This is a genomic window from Streptococcus porci DSM 23759 (genome assembly GCF_000423765.1).
Taxonomy (GTDB): domain Bacteria; phylum Bacillota; class Bacilli; order Lactobacillales; family Streptococcaceae; genus Streptococcus; species Streptococcus porci.
Window position 1 is genome coordinate 38,224 of the sequence record NZ_AUIP01000011.1, and the last position, 12,851, is coordinate 51,074.

Here is a 12,851-nt window from a genome sequence, read left to right on the forward strand (position 1 = left end):
GTAAAATAAATGTATTCGTTTTTTGTAAAAAAAATAAAGACAGGTCAAAAATGTGGTATTTTTTTCAAAAAAATAATATAATGACCATCTTTGACAAGCTATAATACAATTACAAAAACAACAGAGGGCAAGTCCCTCAAAGAAAAAAGGAGTAACTCTCATGAACAAAAAAGTAAGCGCTTTTATCGCTATGGCTCTTGCAGCAGGGACCTTGGTTGCTTGCTCTTCTAAATCAGGCGGTTCTTCAGCAAGTTCTGGCGAGGAAGGAAAAGTTATTAACATCTACTCTTGGAATGATGAATTCCGTCAGCGTGTCGAGGCGGTTTATCCGGAAGTGGAAGAAACCTCAAAAGATGGTACAGTAACAACTTTGAAAGACGGCACTGAAATCCACTGGATTGTCAATCCAAACCAAGATGGTGTCTATCAACAAAAACTCGACGAAGCCCTGCTTAACCAAGAGTCAGCAGACGCAGATAGTAAGGTTGATATTTTCTTGTCAGAGACCGACTATGTCAATAAATATTCTTCAAAAGAAGCTGGCGCAGCTATTCCTTTGAAAGAGCTGGGTATTGATCCAGACAAGGATTTGGCTGACCAGTATAGCTTTACAAAAGTTACGGCTTCTGACGAAGATGGGGTTCAACGTGGTTCGACATGGCAAACAACTCCAGGTGTTATCGTTTATCGTCGCGACATTGCCAAGGCAGTGTTTGGAACAGATGATCCAGCTGAAGTTGGTAAAAAGGTCGGCGATTGGGCAAGTGCAAAAGAAACTGCAAAAGTCCTAAAAGACAAAGGGTACACAATCTTCGCCTCTCCAGCAGACACCTTCCGCCTCTATGGTAATAGCATTAAAAAACCGTGGGTAAAAGCAGGTGAAACAACACTTAACGTTGGACCAGAGATTATGCAATGGGTAAAAGATTCCAAAGAATGGCTAGACGCAGGCTACTTTACGAAGACTGTCAAAGGTCAATGGACAGACGAGTGGAATAAGGAAATGGGGTCACAATCTAAGACCTTCGCTTTCCTCTTCCCTGCTTGGGGTATTGATTTTGTCTTGAAACCAAACTGGGATGGTGCTGAAGGCTCATGGGCAGTAACAACTCCTCCACAAGAATACAACTGGGGCGGTTCTTACATCCACGGAGCTGTTGGTACAGACAATCCAAAACACGTCAAGGACATCATCATGGCCTTAACTGGTGAAAAAGAAAACCTCTTGAAGATTTCAAAAGACTATCTTGACTTCACCAATACTCAATCAGGCATGAAAGAAGCTGCTAAAGATGATAACTTCAAATCAGACTTCCTTGGTGGCCAAAATTCCTTTGAATATTTTGCACCAGTTGCTGAGAACATCAAGATTGCACCACTATCAGCCTATGACCAAGGTAGTGTTGAATTGATTCAAAACAACTTCAATGATTACCTACAAGATAAAGTAAGTTTTGAAAAAGCAAAAGAAAACTTTGAAATTGCCATTAAAGAACGCTACCCAGAAATCACGGAAGTGAAATGGCCAGACTAAAAGAAAATGCGGTGTGTGATAGCACCGCAGATCTATTGAAGGAGTAATAGAATGAAACAAAAACGTAAACGTATTAATTACGGGAAATGGGGATATCTTTTCATCTTACCTTTCTTTGCAACTTTCTTTATCTTTTCCTTTATCCCTCTGGTTGAAACCATTCGCTATAGTTTTTATGAATACTATCGATCTGGGATTAGAGAAATCGGGCCAAATTTCATTGGTTTAGCCAATTATAAGGCACTATTAGATTCAGACCTTTTAAAATATGCTGGAAATACGATGATTATGTGGTTGATGGGATTTATTCCTCAGATTGGGATTGCGCTTTTACTGGCTAACTGGTTTGTGGATGCTCGATTGAAGCTACGGGGACAAGGAATCTACAAGGTCATTATTTATCTGCCAAACCTGATTATGGCGTCAGCTTTTGCCATGCTCTTCTTTACCCTTTTCTCAACAAATGGGCCAATCAACTCAATCATGACATCTTTGGGTTGGTTCAAGGAGCCAGTTGACTTTATGGGGACAGCGCTTGGGACACGCTCGCTGGTTGCAGTTATGAACTTCCTCATGTGGTTTGGAAACAGTACCATCATGCTAATGGCGGCCATCATGGGAATTAGTCCGGATATTTTTGAAGCAGCAGAGATAGATGGATGCAACAGTCGCCAACGTTTCTTCTATATTACCCTTCCAATGATTCGTCCAATCCTTGCTTATACCCTAATCACCTCAATCATTGGTGGCTTGCAGATGTTTGACGTCCCACAAATCTTGACCAATGGTCAAGGAGCACCAGACCGAACATCGACAACCCTTATCATGTTTTTAAACAATCACCTAAAGAGCAAGAACTACGGTATGGCAGGAGCATTATCAGTCTATCTCTTTATCGTCAGCGCTATTCTATGTTGGTTTGTCTATAAGATGACCAACAACGAAATCAAAGCGGGACGAGAAAAAATAAAACACAAGGCTAAAAAGGCATAGGAGGTCAGCACATGTCAACAAATGCACAAAACCGCATCAGGCGTCTTGTGGCACATTTTGTACTCATAACTCTGTCATTTATGTGCCTTTTCTTCTTTTATATTTTGATTATCAATGCTACCCATTCTCATGCAGAATTGCAGAGGGGTTTCTCAGCTTTACCAGGTAGCCATCTTTTTGACAATCTGAAAAAGGTTGCCAACGATGGAACCTTTCCAATGTTTCGAGGCATTTTTAACAGTCTCTTAGTTTCTGGGGCGACAGCAGCTATCTGTACCTATTTTTCAGCCCTAACAGCTTATGGTTTATACGTTTACGATTTTAAACTCAAAAAAATTGCCTTTACCTTTATTATGGCAATCCTCGTCATGCCTACTCAAGTTACTTCTATGGGGTTCTTGAGACTGATTACACAAATGGGCATGTACGATACCCTTCTGCCAATGATTATCCCATCCATCGCCTCCCCAGCAGTTTTCTACTTCATGTATAGTTATATGCAGTCCTCCCTACCCCTTTCTATGGTGGATGCTGCTCGAATTGATGGGTCGGGTGAATTTAGAACTTTCAACACCATCGTCTTGCCACTTATGAAGCCAGCCATTGCCGTACAAGCTATCTTTACTTTTGTCGGTTCTTGGAATAACTACTTCATTCCAGCCTTGGTTATTCAATCTAAGAGCAAGATGACCGTGCCAATCTTGGTTGCCACTTTGCGTGGTGCTGACTACATGAACTTTGATATGGGGAAAATCTACACCATGATCTTGGTAGCAATCGTCCCAATTATCATTGTTTATCTCCTTCTTTCAAAATACATCATTGCAGGTGTTACCCTCGGTGGTGTTAAAGAATAATCTTGTTATCAAAAAATTTTTTAAGCGAGGTTTTTATGTCAAAGAAAACAGTGTTAAAATGGCTTTGCGCAACAGCTACCATTTGTAGCCTGCACGCAGGTGCCGTAGTTGTTTCAGCAGAAGATGCTACGCCTCAGCCAGTGGCGATAAGCGAGACAAGGGAAACACCGGCTGAAACTCTTCCAACAGAAAACCAGGCAGCAACACCTGACAGCACAGAAGCTACTGAACCCGTCCAAGCTGCTCCAAGCGAAACAACAGCAGGTGACGTTGAATCAACAACCGAAGTCACAGAAGCAGTCTCAGCTGAGACGGTAGAAGAAGTAGCGCCAGCTCTCGCCACAGAGTATAGCACTAATTTTGAGTCTTTTGATGAAAGGACTATGGCCAAAGCTGACTGGTGGAATGGCAATCCTTTCGGAGCTGTTTGGAAACCGGACAAGGTCAAGATTGAAAATGGGGTGATGACTCTGACTCTGGATCAAGGGACAGATGTGAATGCACCAGTGGAATTTATTTCTGGTGAATGGCGTACCCAAGACTTCTTCCACTATGGAACCTACGAAGTCAGCATGAAACCAATCAAGAATCCTGGAACAGTTAGCTCCTTCTTTACTTACACGGGACCAAGCGACAACAATCCTTGGGATGAAGTTGACATTGAGTTTCTAGGGAAAGATACCACCAAGATTCAATTCAACTATTTCACAAATGGTCATGGCGAGCATGAATACGTGTACGATTTAGGTTTCGATGCTTCTGAAGCTTTCCACACCTATGCCTTTGACTGGCAAAAAGACTACATTACTTGGTATGTCGATGGCAAAGCGGTGCACACAGCCACTGACAATATCCCAGTGACCCCTGGTAGAATCATGATGAATGCATGGCCAGGAACCGGTGTAGATGATTGGTTGCAAGCATTTGATGGGAAAACACCACTTGTAGCAAGTTATGATTGGATGCGCTATACAGCAACAGAACCAGTGACTCTTGAGCAACCACCAGTTGTAGATGACAAAGGCACTGGAACTTCGGTTACACCACCAGCTGTAGACGACAAGGGCACTGAAACACCGAATACGCCACCAGTTGTAGATGACAAAGGAAGTGAGACCTCAGACGTCGAATCACCTGTTGACAACGACAAGAACCCTGAAAGAAAACCAGAAGCTAATACTGACAAGTCAGATAAAAAGTCCCCTGTAACAGACAAGACACCGACAACACAAGGCGCAGTAGCTACTCTTCCAAAAACAGGAACAAAGGAAAATGCTGGCTTGACCATCCTAGGATTCCTGTCCCTAGTAGCAGGTTTGGCACTGTTGCCGCTTCGCAAAAATCACCATTAATTACCACTAGAAAGTGAACCTATGGAAGATAAAAAGCAGTTCAAGACGCATTTTGAAACCTACAATGAGAAGACCATGGAACTTAGAACGGGATCAAATGGTCACATGTTTGATTGCCGATTTGAACCAGAAAATGTCCTTTTTCAAGATGGGATTTTGTCCTTGAAAATCGATCAGGATGCCTCAGGAGCCTACACAGGAGGTGAGTGGCGGACACGTGACTTCTTTGCTTATGGCTATTACCAGGTCTGTATGAAAGCCATCAAAAATCCAGGCCTTGTGACTTCCTTTTTTACCTACACAGGTCCAAGTGATAGCAATCCTTGGGATGAAATTGACATTGAATTTCTAGGGAGAGACACCACAAAGGTTCAGTTCAACTATTTCACAGATGGTGTTGGTGAGCATGAGTTCCTCTACGATTTGGGTTTTGATGCTTCTGAGGACTTTCACACCTATGGTTTCGACTGGCAAAAAGACTACATTACTTGGTATGTCGATGGCAAAGCGGTCTATACCGCGATAGACAATATCCCCGAAACACCAGGGAAAATCATGATTAATGTTTGGCCAGGCATCGGAGTTGATGATTGGTTGGGGGCTTATGATGGAAAGACGCCTCTGCATGGTCATTACAAATGGATAAGCTACAATTCCAGTCAAAAAAGTTCCTAAACCTTGGAAAAGTCTCCGTGTGGAGCTTTTCCTTTTTTCTCAGAAATAATGAAAAACTTTCTGAAAACCAATAAATATGCTATAATAAAAGCGGTCACATGCCAAGGTCAGAAGCCAGGAGGACAGAAGAATGAGTTATAGAGAAGAGTGGCGCCTTTATGAAGTAAGCGATGGTTCTGATGAACTCATTCACCGTCCGTTGACGGAAGAATTTCTCTTTTACCAAGCAGTTTCAAATGGAGACATCGAAGTTGTCAAGCGAAATTGCGAGCAGGAGCGCTTCATGGAAAATGAGGGGGTAGGAAAGCTGTCACGAAATATGGTGACCAACCTCAAATACCACTTTGTCATTACCACGGCCATGATTACTCGTATGTGTGGTCAAAACGGCATGGAATTGGAACAAGCTTTTCGATTGAGTGACTTCTACATTCAAAAATTAGATGACCTGCACACCGTCCAAGAAATTCAAAACCTTCACGATGAAATGGTGATGGATTTTACCGAAAAAATGCGGCGCAAAAAACAAAACGATGTGACTTCTAAGCACATCGCAGCCTGTAAAGATTACATCTACTGTCACATCAAGGAACGCATCACAGTAGAACAACTGGCGCTTGAATATGGGGTATCGACCAGTTACCTATCGCGGCTCTTCAAGAAGGAAGTAGGGGTCTCCCTTAGCACCTACGTCCGCAATAAAAAAATCGAAGTTGCCAAAGACCTACTGAAATTCAGTCAGGATTCGATGATTGATATTGCCAACCATCTATCCTTTTCATCACAGAGCCACTTCATTCAACAATTTAAAGAGGTGGTCGGCATGACTCCTAAAAAATATCGGGACAGCCACCACAGAGTTAAATGGGATAAAAATGTTGATTCGGATGCCCTTTAGAGGTACCTGAATTCAATGAAAAACAAAAATGTTGAGATAGCCTATTAAAAGTCAGAGGCCACAAAGTGGTTGAAACGGAGATAGGATTCCTCCTAATGAGCATGAATCTAACAAAATTGGCTAAGAAATTAGTTCAAGAGAGTAGAAACAAAAAGAAAAACACAGACAGTTCAGCTAGACTTCATCAGAATCAGCTCAATCTGCCTGTGTCTTTTTTAGTTATAGGCTAGTTTTGCCCAACCTCTTTTTCTATTTGTGGTACTTTTCCGGTTCTATTTTTTCTTTGGTTTTAGGACTTCTGCCACCATCTTCTTCTGAGGCGCAGCCATAGGGTAGGCGTCAAAGTCGGCTGGAGATACCCAGCGTAACTCTTTTGGACTCGTCAGCTCTGCTTTTTCCACAAAACCTTCTAAAAGTTCTATGGTCCATTTCTGGTGGCTAAAGGTGTGCTTGACGGGAGCAAAGGTCTTATCAGACCAAGTCGGGGTTAGCAGGTAGTCGTCTTCAAATAATTTTTTCTGAGAGATGGTTTCTAGAACATCAGTCTCCTTTTCAAAGAGATTTAATTGTTTAGCGATAAGGTTTGTCTCAACAATGGGGAAGGACCAAAAACCACCTAGCAGTCTTCCTTCGACATTCTTCTCCAGCAAAAATTCACCTGCCTGATTTTGAATGATAAAGGCCTGAATCTGTAAGGGGCGTGGCTTTTTCTTGGGTGCTTTGACGGGATAGAGATGGTAAGTCCCATGCAAATAGGCTGCGCTGAAAGCGCGGACGGGACTCTCATCAGGCCTAGGATTTTTAGCGGACTCAATGTCAGTTCCCAAGTCCATCAGAGCTTGATTGAAGTCTCCAGGACGAGCAGGGTCAATTAGTTTCTCCATGATGGCCTGAAAAATCTTACGATTTTTGGGGTCCCCCACGTCCTGCTTAATCTCAAAAAGTCTCGCCATGACCCTCATGACATTACCATCCACAGCAGGTTCTGGCAAGCCAAAGGCAATGCTTGCAATAGCTCCAGCCGTATAAGGGCCAATACCTTTTAATCTTGAGATGTCCTCGTATTTGTCTGGAAAACGACCACTAAAATCCGTCATAATCTGCTGAGCAGCTACTTGCATATTGCGGACGCGAGAGTAATAGCCCAAGCCCTCCCAAGCCTTGAGCAACTTATCCTCAGGAGCGTTAGCTAAGTTTTCCACCGTCGGAAACCAGTCCAAAAAGCGCTTGTAGTAAGGAATAACTGTCACTACCTGAGTCTGCTGAAGCATAATCTCAGAAATCCAAATCTTATAAGGGTCAGAAGTTCTACGCCAAGGTAAATCCCTTTTCTCACGATCATACCAAGCCAGCAGGGTGCGACGAAAATCTGCAATCTTGTCAGAGTCCCACATGTCAATTCCATAATCACTCAAATTTATCATAAATTCATTGTACCAAAGCTTTTTTCTTTTGGAAAATGGCAGAGCTCCAAAAGAAAATGTTTTTATTTTCTTGCTGAAAAGTCTCTGCAACTTTCTTAGGTCAGAATGTGGCACATCTTAAGCTCTCTCGTTCGTCAAATCAGAACGATGATAGAACAAATCAGCGCCAGCTTTTTTCCTCAGAAAAAATGTTCGGAAAAAGCGAAAGAAGCTAAAAACTTGACAAAAGAAAGCGCTTACGTTATACTTAAACCATAAAGAAGGAAGATAAGAAAGGAGGTAACTCTGATACTAATCTTCAATCGCAACAGATACACAAATGGAGACTAAGTCTTCAATCATCGTTTCTCATATACAGGAGGTGGCGCATATGTTAACCTTTGACATTGGTCGCTATAAGAACGGAGACATGCCTCGATAGACAGTAGGCAAAAACTTTACAGCAATTTCCGTAGGAGCTTCTCCTATGACATTCAATCTAACTAGATATAAAAACGGAGACTGACCATTCAAGGAAAATCAAATCAGACTAGAAAAACGACTATCTGGCACATAATATATTTTCCTTTAATCACAGAGATAGGAACAGAGTCAACTCTCATAGAGTAGTCAAGATGATAGCTAGCGTTTGATAGTAAGCTTTGAATATCAATATCAGTTTCCATGTCGCATAAAATAGCCACAAGGGAGTGAGTCCAATGCAAATATAAGATGTGTTGTTATTGTAACTCAGTGTAAATGAAAAAAATAAGATAAATGTTATTGTCGCTCAGTGTGTAACACTCTATAAAATCAAATCAGACTAGGCAAGACGGAAGTAATAATAAGAAAGTCTTATTCCAACTTCGCAGATGGTCTTAGCAATGAAAAGCGTTTTGATTTTGATGAGTACAGGTTCTCAATACAGGAGGGTCTTAGTGCATATTGCAAGATATAAAAACGGTGACAGTTAAGCTTTCAAATGTTTTTCATCATAAAGCTCTATAAAAATAATAAGTAAACAGATCAAAATGGTCTTCCAAGAGTAAATGGTTAGTTCGCAACTCTATTATTAAACAGAAAAATAGCAGTTTGTAACGTCTCAGAAGACCCCTACAGAAACAGTAAGAAAACAATCAGATGAGATGATATTAGACAGGAACTTATGGAGCTTAAACAAGCGATAAACATAAAAGCCTAGTTTGACACATCAACTTTGATCAATGTCTAACCACGAGCACCTGAAGCTCAGAGAACATGACTTAGTAGGAGGAGTACTAATGCTAAGATTTAATTGTTCACGGTATAGAAACGGAGATTTCTAAACGTTAGTCGCAGTTTCTTATGATTCAACTATAACTAAATAATCAAAGGGCATCTGTCGGAGACGGCAGGTGTTTTTATCCGTTTTAATAAAATTTTTCCTTGCACAAAAGATTGTTGTATGGTAATATCAATACACAGATGTTTATTGTGTGAACTCAAGCATACATAAAAGATTGATAATCAAGGAAAGAGGTGTCGTTATGACAGAGGTATTGCTGCATATAGATAGTATTAGTAAAAAATATGGAAAGCAGGATGCGTTATCAAACATCAGCTTTGACATTAAAAAAGGTGAAATTTGTGGACTTGTAGGACAAAATGGTGCAGGGAAAACAACCCTCATTCGCGTTCTGTCTGGTCTTATCAATGCCAGTTCAGGAAAGATTGACCGTTATCAAAACTATAAAATTGGAGCATTGATTGAATCACCAACCCTATATCCTAACATGTCCGCTTATGCTAATCTGAAATACGTAGCTTTGCAGATTGGATTGCCTAAGGCAGATGAGCGTATCAAAGAAGTGTTAGCTTTAGTTGGTTTGTCAGATGTTGATCGCAAGAAAAAGGTTAAAAATTTTTCCCTTGGGATGCGTCAACGTATGGCGATTGCTCTGGCGATTATTGACTTTCCAGACTTTTTGATTTTGGATGAGCCGATCAATGGCTTGGATCCATCAGGCATTAAAGAGATGCGAGACATCATTCTTAACCTCAGAGATACCTATGGAATTACCATTCTTATCTCTAGCCATATCTTATCAGAGTTGGAGTTGGTAGTTGACCGCTTTGTAATTATGCATAAGGGACGGGTGATTAAGGATGTTGAAAAAGCTGCGCTTAAAGCAGAAGTTGAAAATCGGATTCATTTAGAAACCGATGATAATGATAAAGTGGCCTCAGCTCTGCAGGCTAAAGGAATAGCTCTAGATATGGTTGGTGACTATCTCAGTATTAAGCCCGATAAAACCGTCCAAGAATTGATTGATTTGGTGTCAGAATTAAAGGTTGAAATCAAGGGGGTTTATCAAACAGGATCAAGCTTTGAAGATTATTATTTAGGTTTATTGCAGTAAGGAGAAGAAGCAAATGTTAAGATTTCTAAAAGCAGATTGTTACCGTATTTTTAAAGAACGATTGAGTTTAATCTCCTTGATTCTTCTGTTACTTTTAAGCGGAGGAATTGCTTACATCGTTGCTCGTCAAAACATGCCTGCTACAGGAGTAGCAGCGTTCATGATGCCTTTCTTTGCCGGCTTTCTCCCTCTCTTTTTTGTCACTCCAGGTAAAATATTCTTTGGTGAAGACTTTGTGCAACGTACCATTAACAATAGTCTAATTAAAGTTCAAAGTCGCCCTAAGACCTTTGCCTATCGTTGGTTAATGAGTATGGTTGTCAGCCTTTTCTACATTCTTATTGCCTATACCTTTGCTGGTTTGATTTATCAACTATTTACGGGAGACACTATTTTTAAAGGACTCTTTGAAGGCTTGCTTTACCAGATGCCTTACTATTTAGCAATAGCTGCGATACCTCTGGTTTTCTTTAATCTGTTTGACAAGATTTATAAGACGAATACGCTATTCATCATTATTTTTACCATGTTTGAATCCTTTGCTAAGTTGATTCTTAGCCTGCTCTTGAAAATTGATGCGGAGGTCTATCAGCCATACATGTTATTTGCCAATCTTGCCAATACAGTAGATGGCTCGGCAGGCTTCATCAATCACTCAAGTATAGTAGCTTTTGTCTACATGATTATTTTTCTTTGTATTTCTTATCTACTCTTTGTTCACCGTGAGTTTAAGTAAAAAGCAGAGCAGAGCTTGAAATGATAGTGGATTACTGAAGAAGCTCAGCCTTTTTCAAAAACCAACAAAATCCTTGCAAGATAGGGAAGAATCTGATAGAATAATACCTTGTGAGTATCCCTCACTTCCCACAGACAAAGATCTGGGGGCATTAGACCAAAAGGAGGAACATATCAATGGCTAAATACGAAATTCTTTATATTATTCGTCCAAACATTGAAGAAGAAGCTAAAAACGCTTTGGTAGCACGCTTTGACTCTATCTTGACTGACAACGGTGCAACTGTTGTTGAATCAAAAACATGGGAAAAACGTCGTCTTGCCTACGAAATCCAAGATTTCCGCGAAGGACTTTACCACATCGTTAACGTTGAAGCGACTAACGATACAGCTCTTAACGAGTTTGACCGTTTGTCAAAAATCAACGGCGATATTCTTCGTCACATGATCGTTAAACTTGACGCGTAAGAAGGTGCCTTATGATCAATAATGTAGTACTTGTGGGTCGTATGACCCGTGATGCAGAACTTCGTTACACACCAAACCAAGTGGCCGTGGCAACCTTTACCCTTGCTGTTAATCGCAACCGAAAAAACCAAAATGGTGAGCGTGAAGCGGACTTTATCAACTGTGTCATCTGGAATCAACCGGCTGAACATTTGGCAAATTGGGCTAAAAAAGGTGCACTTATCGGAGTTACCGGTCGTATTCAGACGCGTAACTACGAAAATCAACAAGGTCAGCGTGTTTATGTGACAGAAGTTGTTGCAGAAAATTTCCAAATGTTGGAAAGTCGTGCTACACGTGAAGGCGCTGCTGGTTCTTACAATGCTGGGAATAGTTCGTTTGGGAATGCCACTGGTGGCTACCAATCACAACCAGCACAATCAACACCAAACTTCGGTCGAGACGAAAGCCCATTTGGAAATTCAAATCCAATGGACATCTCAGACGACGATCTTCCATTCTAAGGAATTGGACAAGGGCACTGCCCGTTATAAAAATATAAAGAGGAGAATTAAACATGGCTCAACAACGTCGTGGCGGATTCAAACGCCGTAAAAAAGTTGATTACATCGCAGCTAACAAAATTGAATATGTTGATTACAAAGATACTGAGCTTCTTAGCCGTTTCGTGTCAGAACGTGGTAAAATCTTGCCACGTCGTGTGACAGGAACTTCTGCTAAGAACCAACGTAAAGTAACAACAGCAATCAAACGTGCTCGCGTTATGGCTCTTATGCCATTCGTAAACGAAGATTAATTGAAATGACCCCTTGGGTCATTTTTTTTATGAACTTGAAACTGAGACGCCTAAAACTATAAAAGACAAACAGTTGGGATGAAATCTTTCTTTGGAAATAATATATTAAACTATAAATGATTATATGAAACTTTTTGATATAAAAAGTATAACTTACTATAATGAAAAGGTCGTGAAAACGGCGAAGAAACAGCAGTCACAAGGGTTTTTTTGAGTCTAGGAATAGAGTTGTTAAAACTAGTATTATTTGCAATTTTAAAGAAACGCACGTTGTCAAGTTAAGTGCAACAAGTTCATTGATAGCTAGAGTTCCAGAGGTTAAGCTGTTTGGGCTAGCCCAAACAGAAATTTTGAGGATTGATACTGAAGAAGTCGTCTTGGGCGCTCATTGATGGCAGTGATATAATTGTCCAGTTCTTCAGAGGTTAGTGAATTAAGTGAGACTCCTTTAGGGACATATTCTCTGAGGAGGCCATTAAAGTTCTCGTTTGTGCCTCTCTCATGTGAAGAATAGGGATGCGCAAAGTAAACATCAACGGCTTCCAAGTCTGAGAGTAAACTAAACTCAGCACCATTATCTGCTGTGATGGATGCAATAGGATACAGACTGGTAAGATGCCTTACAGCACTATTAATGGTGTGGGACTGTTTGTCTTCTAGCTTAACGCCCAGTGCATAGCGTGTCTGGCGCTCTACCAAAGTCAAAATAACAGCTTCACCTTTGGTTTTCTTGCCAAGAAC

Annotated in this window: 13 protein-coding genes; 11 read left to right on the forward strand and 2 right to left on the reverse strand. The window is 40.9% G+C overall.

Features of this window, described 5'->3' with window-relative positions; all coding sequences use genetic code 11:
- Window positions 1-160: 160 nt before the first annotated feature.
- The 6 genes from G576_RS0104970 (at window position 161) to G576_RS0105000 (ending at window position 6,309) form a co-directional block, all read left to right on the forward strand.
- Window positions 161-1,534, forward strand: coding sequence for an ABC transporter substrate-binding protein (locus G576_RS0104970; protein WP_027973670.1), 1,374 nt, complete (start codon window positions 161-163; stop codon window positions 1,532-1,534).
- Between the two features lie 51 nt (window positions 1,535-1,585).
- Complete coding sequence (locus G576_RS0104975; protein WP_027972065.1) at window positions 1,586-2,527, forward strand: carbohydrate ABC transporter permease; 942 nt, start codon at window positions 1,586-1,588, stop codon at window positions 2,525-2,527.
- 11 nt (window positions 2,528-2,538) lie between these two features.
- Complete coding sequence (locus tag G576_RS0104980) at window positions 2,539-3,384, forward strand: carbohydrate ABC transporter permease (RefSeq protein WP_027973671.1); 846 nt, start codon at window positions 2,539-2,541, stop codon at window positions 3,382-3,384.
- A gap of 35 nt (window positions 3,385-3,419) precedes the next feature.
- Window positions 3,420-4,736: a beta-glucanase gene (gene bglS / locus G576_RS14030; RefSeq protein WP_027973672.1), complete on the forward strand. Its 1,317-nt coding sequence runs from the start codon at window positions 3,420-3,422 to the stop codon at window positions 4,734-4,736.
- A 21-nt stretch (window positions 4,737-4,757) separates the two neighbouring features.
- The gene (bglS, locus tag G576_RS0104990; RefSeq protein WP_027973673.1) at window positions 4,758-5,411 is read left to right on the forward strand and encodes a beta-glucanase; all 654 of its coding nucleotides are present in this window, start codon (window positions 4,758-4,760) and stop codon (window positions 5,409-5,411) included.
- 130 nt (window positions 5,412-5,541) lie between these two features.
- Window positions 5,542-6,309 carry an AraC family transcriptional regulator gene (locus tag G576_RS0105000; RefSeq protein ID WP_027973674.1) on the forward strand — a complete coding sequence of 256 codons (768 nt, stop codon included), beginning with the start codon at window positions 5,542-5,544 and terminating at the stop codon, window positions 6,307-6,309.
- Between the two features lie 272 nt (window positions 6,310-6,581).
- Here the strand turns inward: G576_RS0105000 and mutY are convergent, their stop codons facing one another.
- The gene (gene mutY / locus G576_RS0105010) at window positions 6,582-7,733 is read right to left on the reverse strand and encodes an A/G-specific adenine glycosylase (RefSeq protein WP_027973675.1); all 1,152 of its coding nucleotides are present in this window, start codon (window positions 7,731-7,733) and stop codon (window positions 6,582-6,584) included.
- Window positions 7,734-9,238: 1,505 nt separating this feature from the next.
- Between mutY and G576_RS0105015 the strand changes: the two genes are divergently transcribed.
- From G576_RS0105015 to rpsR, 5 genes are all read left to right on the forward strand, one after another.
- Window positions 9,239-10,111 carry an ATP-binding cassette domain-containing protein gene (locus G576_RS0105015; RefSeq protein ID WP_027973676.1) on the forward strand — a complete coding sequence of 291 codons (873 nt, stop codon included), beginning with the start codon at window positions 9,239-9,241 and terminating at the stop codon, window positions 10,109-10,111.
- A gap of 13 nt (window positions 10,112-10,124) precedes the next feature.
- On the forward strand, window positions 10,125-10,847 hold the full coding sequence (locus G576_RS0105020) for an ABC transporter permease (protein ID WP_027973677.1): 723 nt from the start codon (window positions 10,125-10,127) through the stop codon (window positions 10,845-10,847).
- Between the two features lie 176 nt (window positions 10,848-11,023).
- On the forward strand, window positions 11,024-11,314 hold the full coding sequence (gene rpsF / locus G576_RS0105025; RefSeq protein WP_027973678.1) for a 30S ribosomal protein S6: 291 nt from the start codon (window positions 11,024-11,026) through the stop codon (window positions 11,312-11,314).
- Between the two features lie 11 nt (window positions 11,315-11,325).
- Window positions 11,326-11,817, forward strand: coding sequence for a single-stranded DNA-binding protein (locus G576_RS0105030; RefSeq protein ID WP_027973679.1), 492 nt, complete (start codon window positions 11,326-11,328; stop codon window positions 11,815-11,817).
- Window positions 11,818-11,870: 53 nt separating this feature from the next.
- Window positions 11,871-12,110: a 30S ribosomal protein S18 gene (rpsR, locus tag G576_RS0105035; protein WP_000068664.1), complete on the forward strand. Its 240-nt coding sequence runs from the start codon at window positions 11,871-11,873 to the stop codon at window positions 12,108-12,110.
- A 318-nt stretch (window positions 12,111-12,428) separates the two neighbouring features.
- Here rpsR and G576_RS14125 read toward each other — a convergent pair.
- Window positions 12,429-12,851: IS30 family transposase (locus G576_RS14125; RefSeq protein ID WP_425423364.1), on the reverse strand; the 423-nt coding region annotated here is incomplete at its 5' end.

Coding starts and splice junctions, on each gene's coding strand:
- G576_RS0104970 (WP_027973670.1), top strand. CDS start 161: ATGAACAAAAAAGTAAGCGCTTTTATCGCTATGGCTCTTGCAGCAGGG.
- G576_RS0104975 (WP_027972065.1), top strand. CDS start 1,586: ATGAAACAAAAACGTAAACGTATTAATTACGGGAAATGGGGATATCTT.
- G576_RS0104980 (WP_027973671.1), top strand. CDS start 2,539: ATGTCAACAAATGCACAAAACCGCATCAGGCGTCTTGTGGCACATTTT.
- bglS (WP_027973672.1), top strand. CDS start 3,420: ATGTCAAAGAAAACAGTGTTAAAATGGCTTTGCGCAACAGCTACCATT.
- bglS (WP_027973673.1), top strand. CDS start 4,758: ATGGAAGATAAAAAGCAGTTCAAGACGCATTTTGAAACCTACAATGAG.
- G576_RS0105000 (WP_027973674.1), top strand. CDS start 5,542: ATGAGTTATAGAGAAGAGTGGCGCCTTTATGAAGTAAGCGATGGTTCT.
- mutY (WP_027973675.1), bottom strand. CDS start 7,733: ATGATAAATTTGAGTGATTATGGAATTGACATGTGGGACTCTGACAAG.
- G576_RS0105015 (WP_027973676.1), top strand. CDS start 9,239: ATGACAGAGGTATTGCTGCATATAGATAGTATTAGTAAAAAATATGGA.
- G576_RS0105020 (WP_027973677.1), top strand. CDS start 10,125: ATGTTAAGATTTCTAAAAGCAGATTGTTACCGTATTTTTAAAGAACGA.
- rpsF (WP_027973678.1), top strand. CDS start 11,024: ATGGCTAAATACGAAATTCTTTATATTATTCGTCCAAACATTGAAGAA.
- G576_RS0105030 (WP_027973679.1), top strand. CDS start 11,326: ATGATCAATAATGTAGTACTTGTGGGTCGTATGACCCGTGATGCAGAA.
- rpsR (WP_000068664.1), top strand. CDS start 11,871: ATGGCTCAACAACGTCGTGGCGGATTCAAACGCCGTAAAAAAGTTGAT.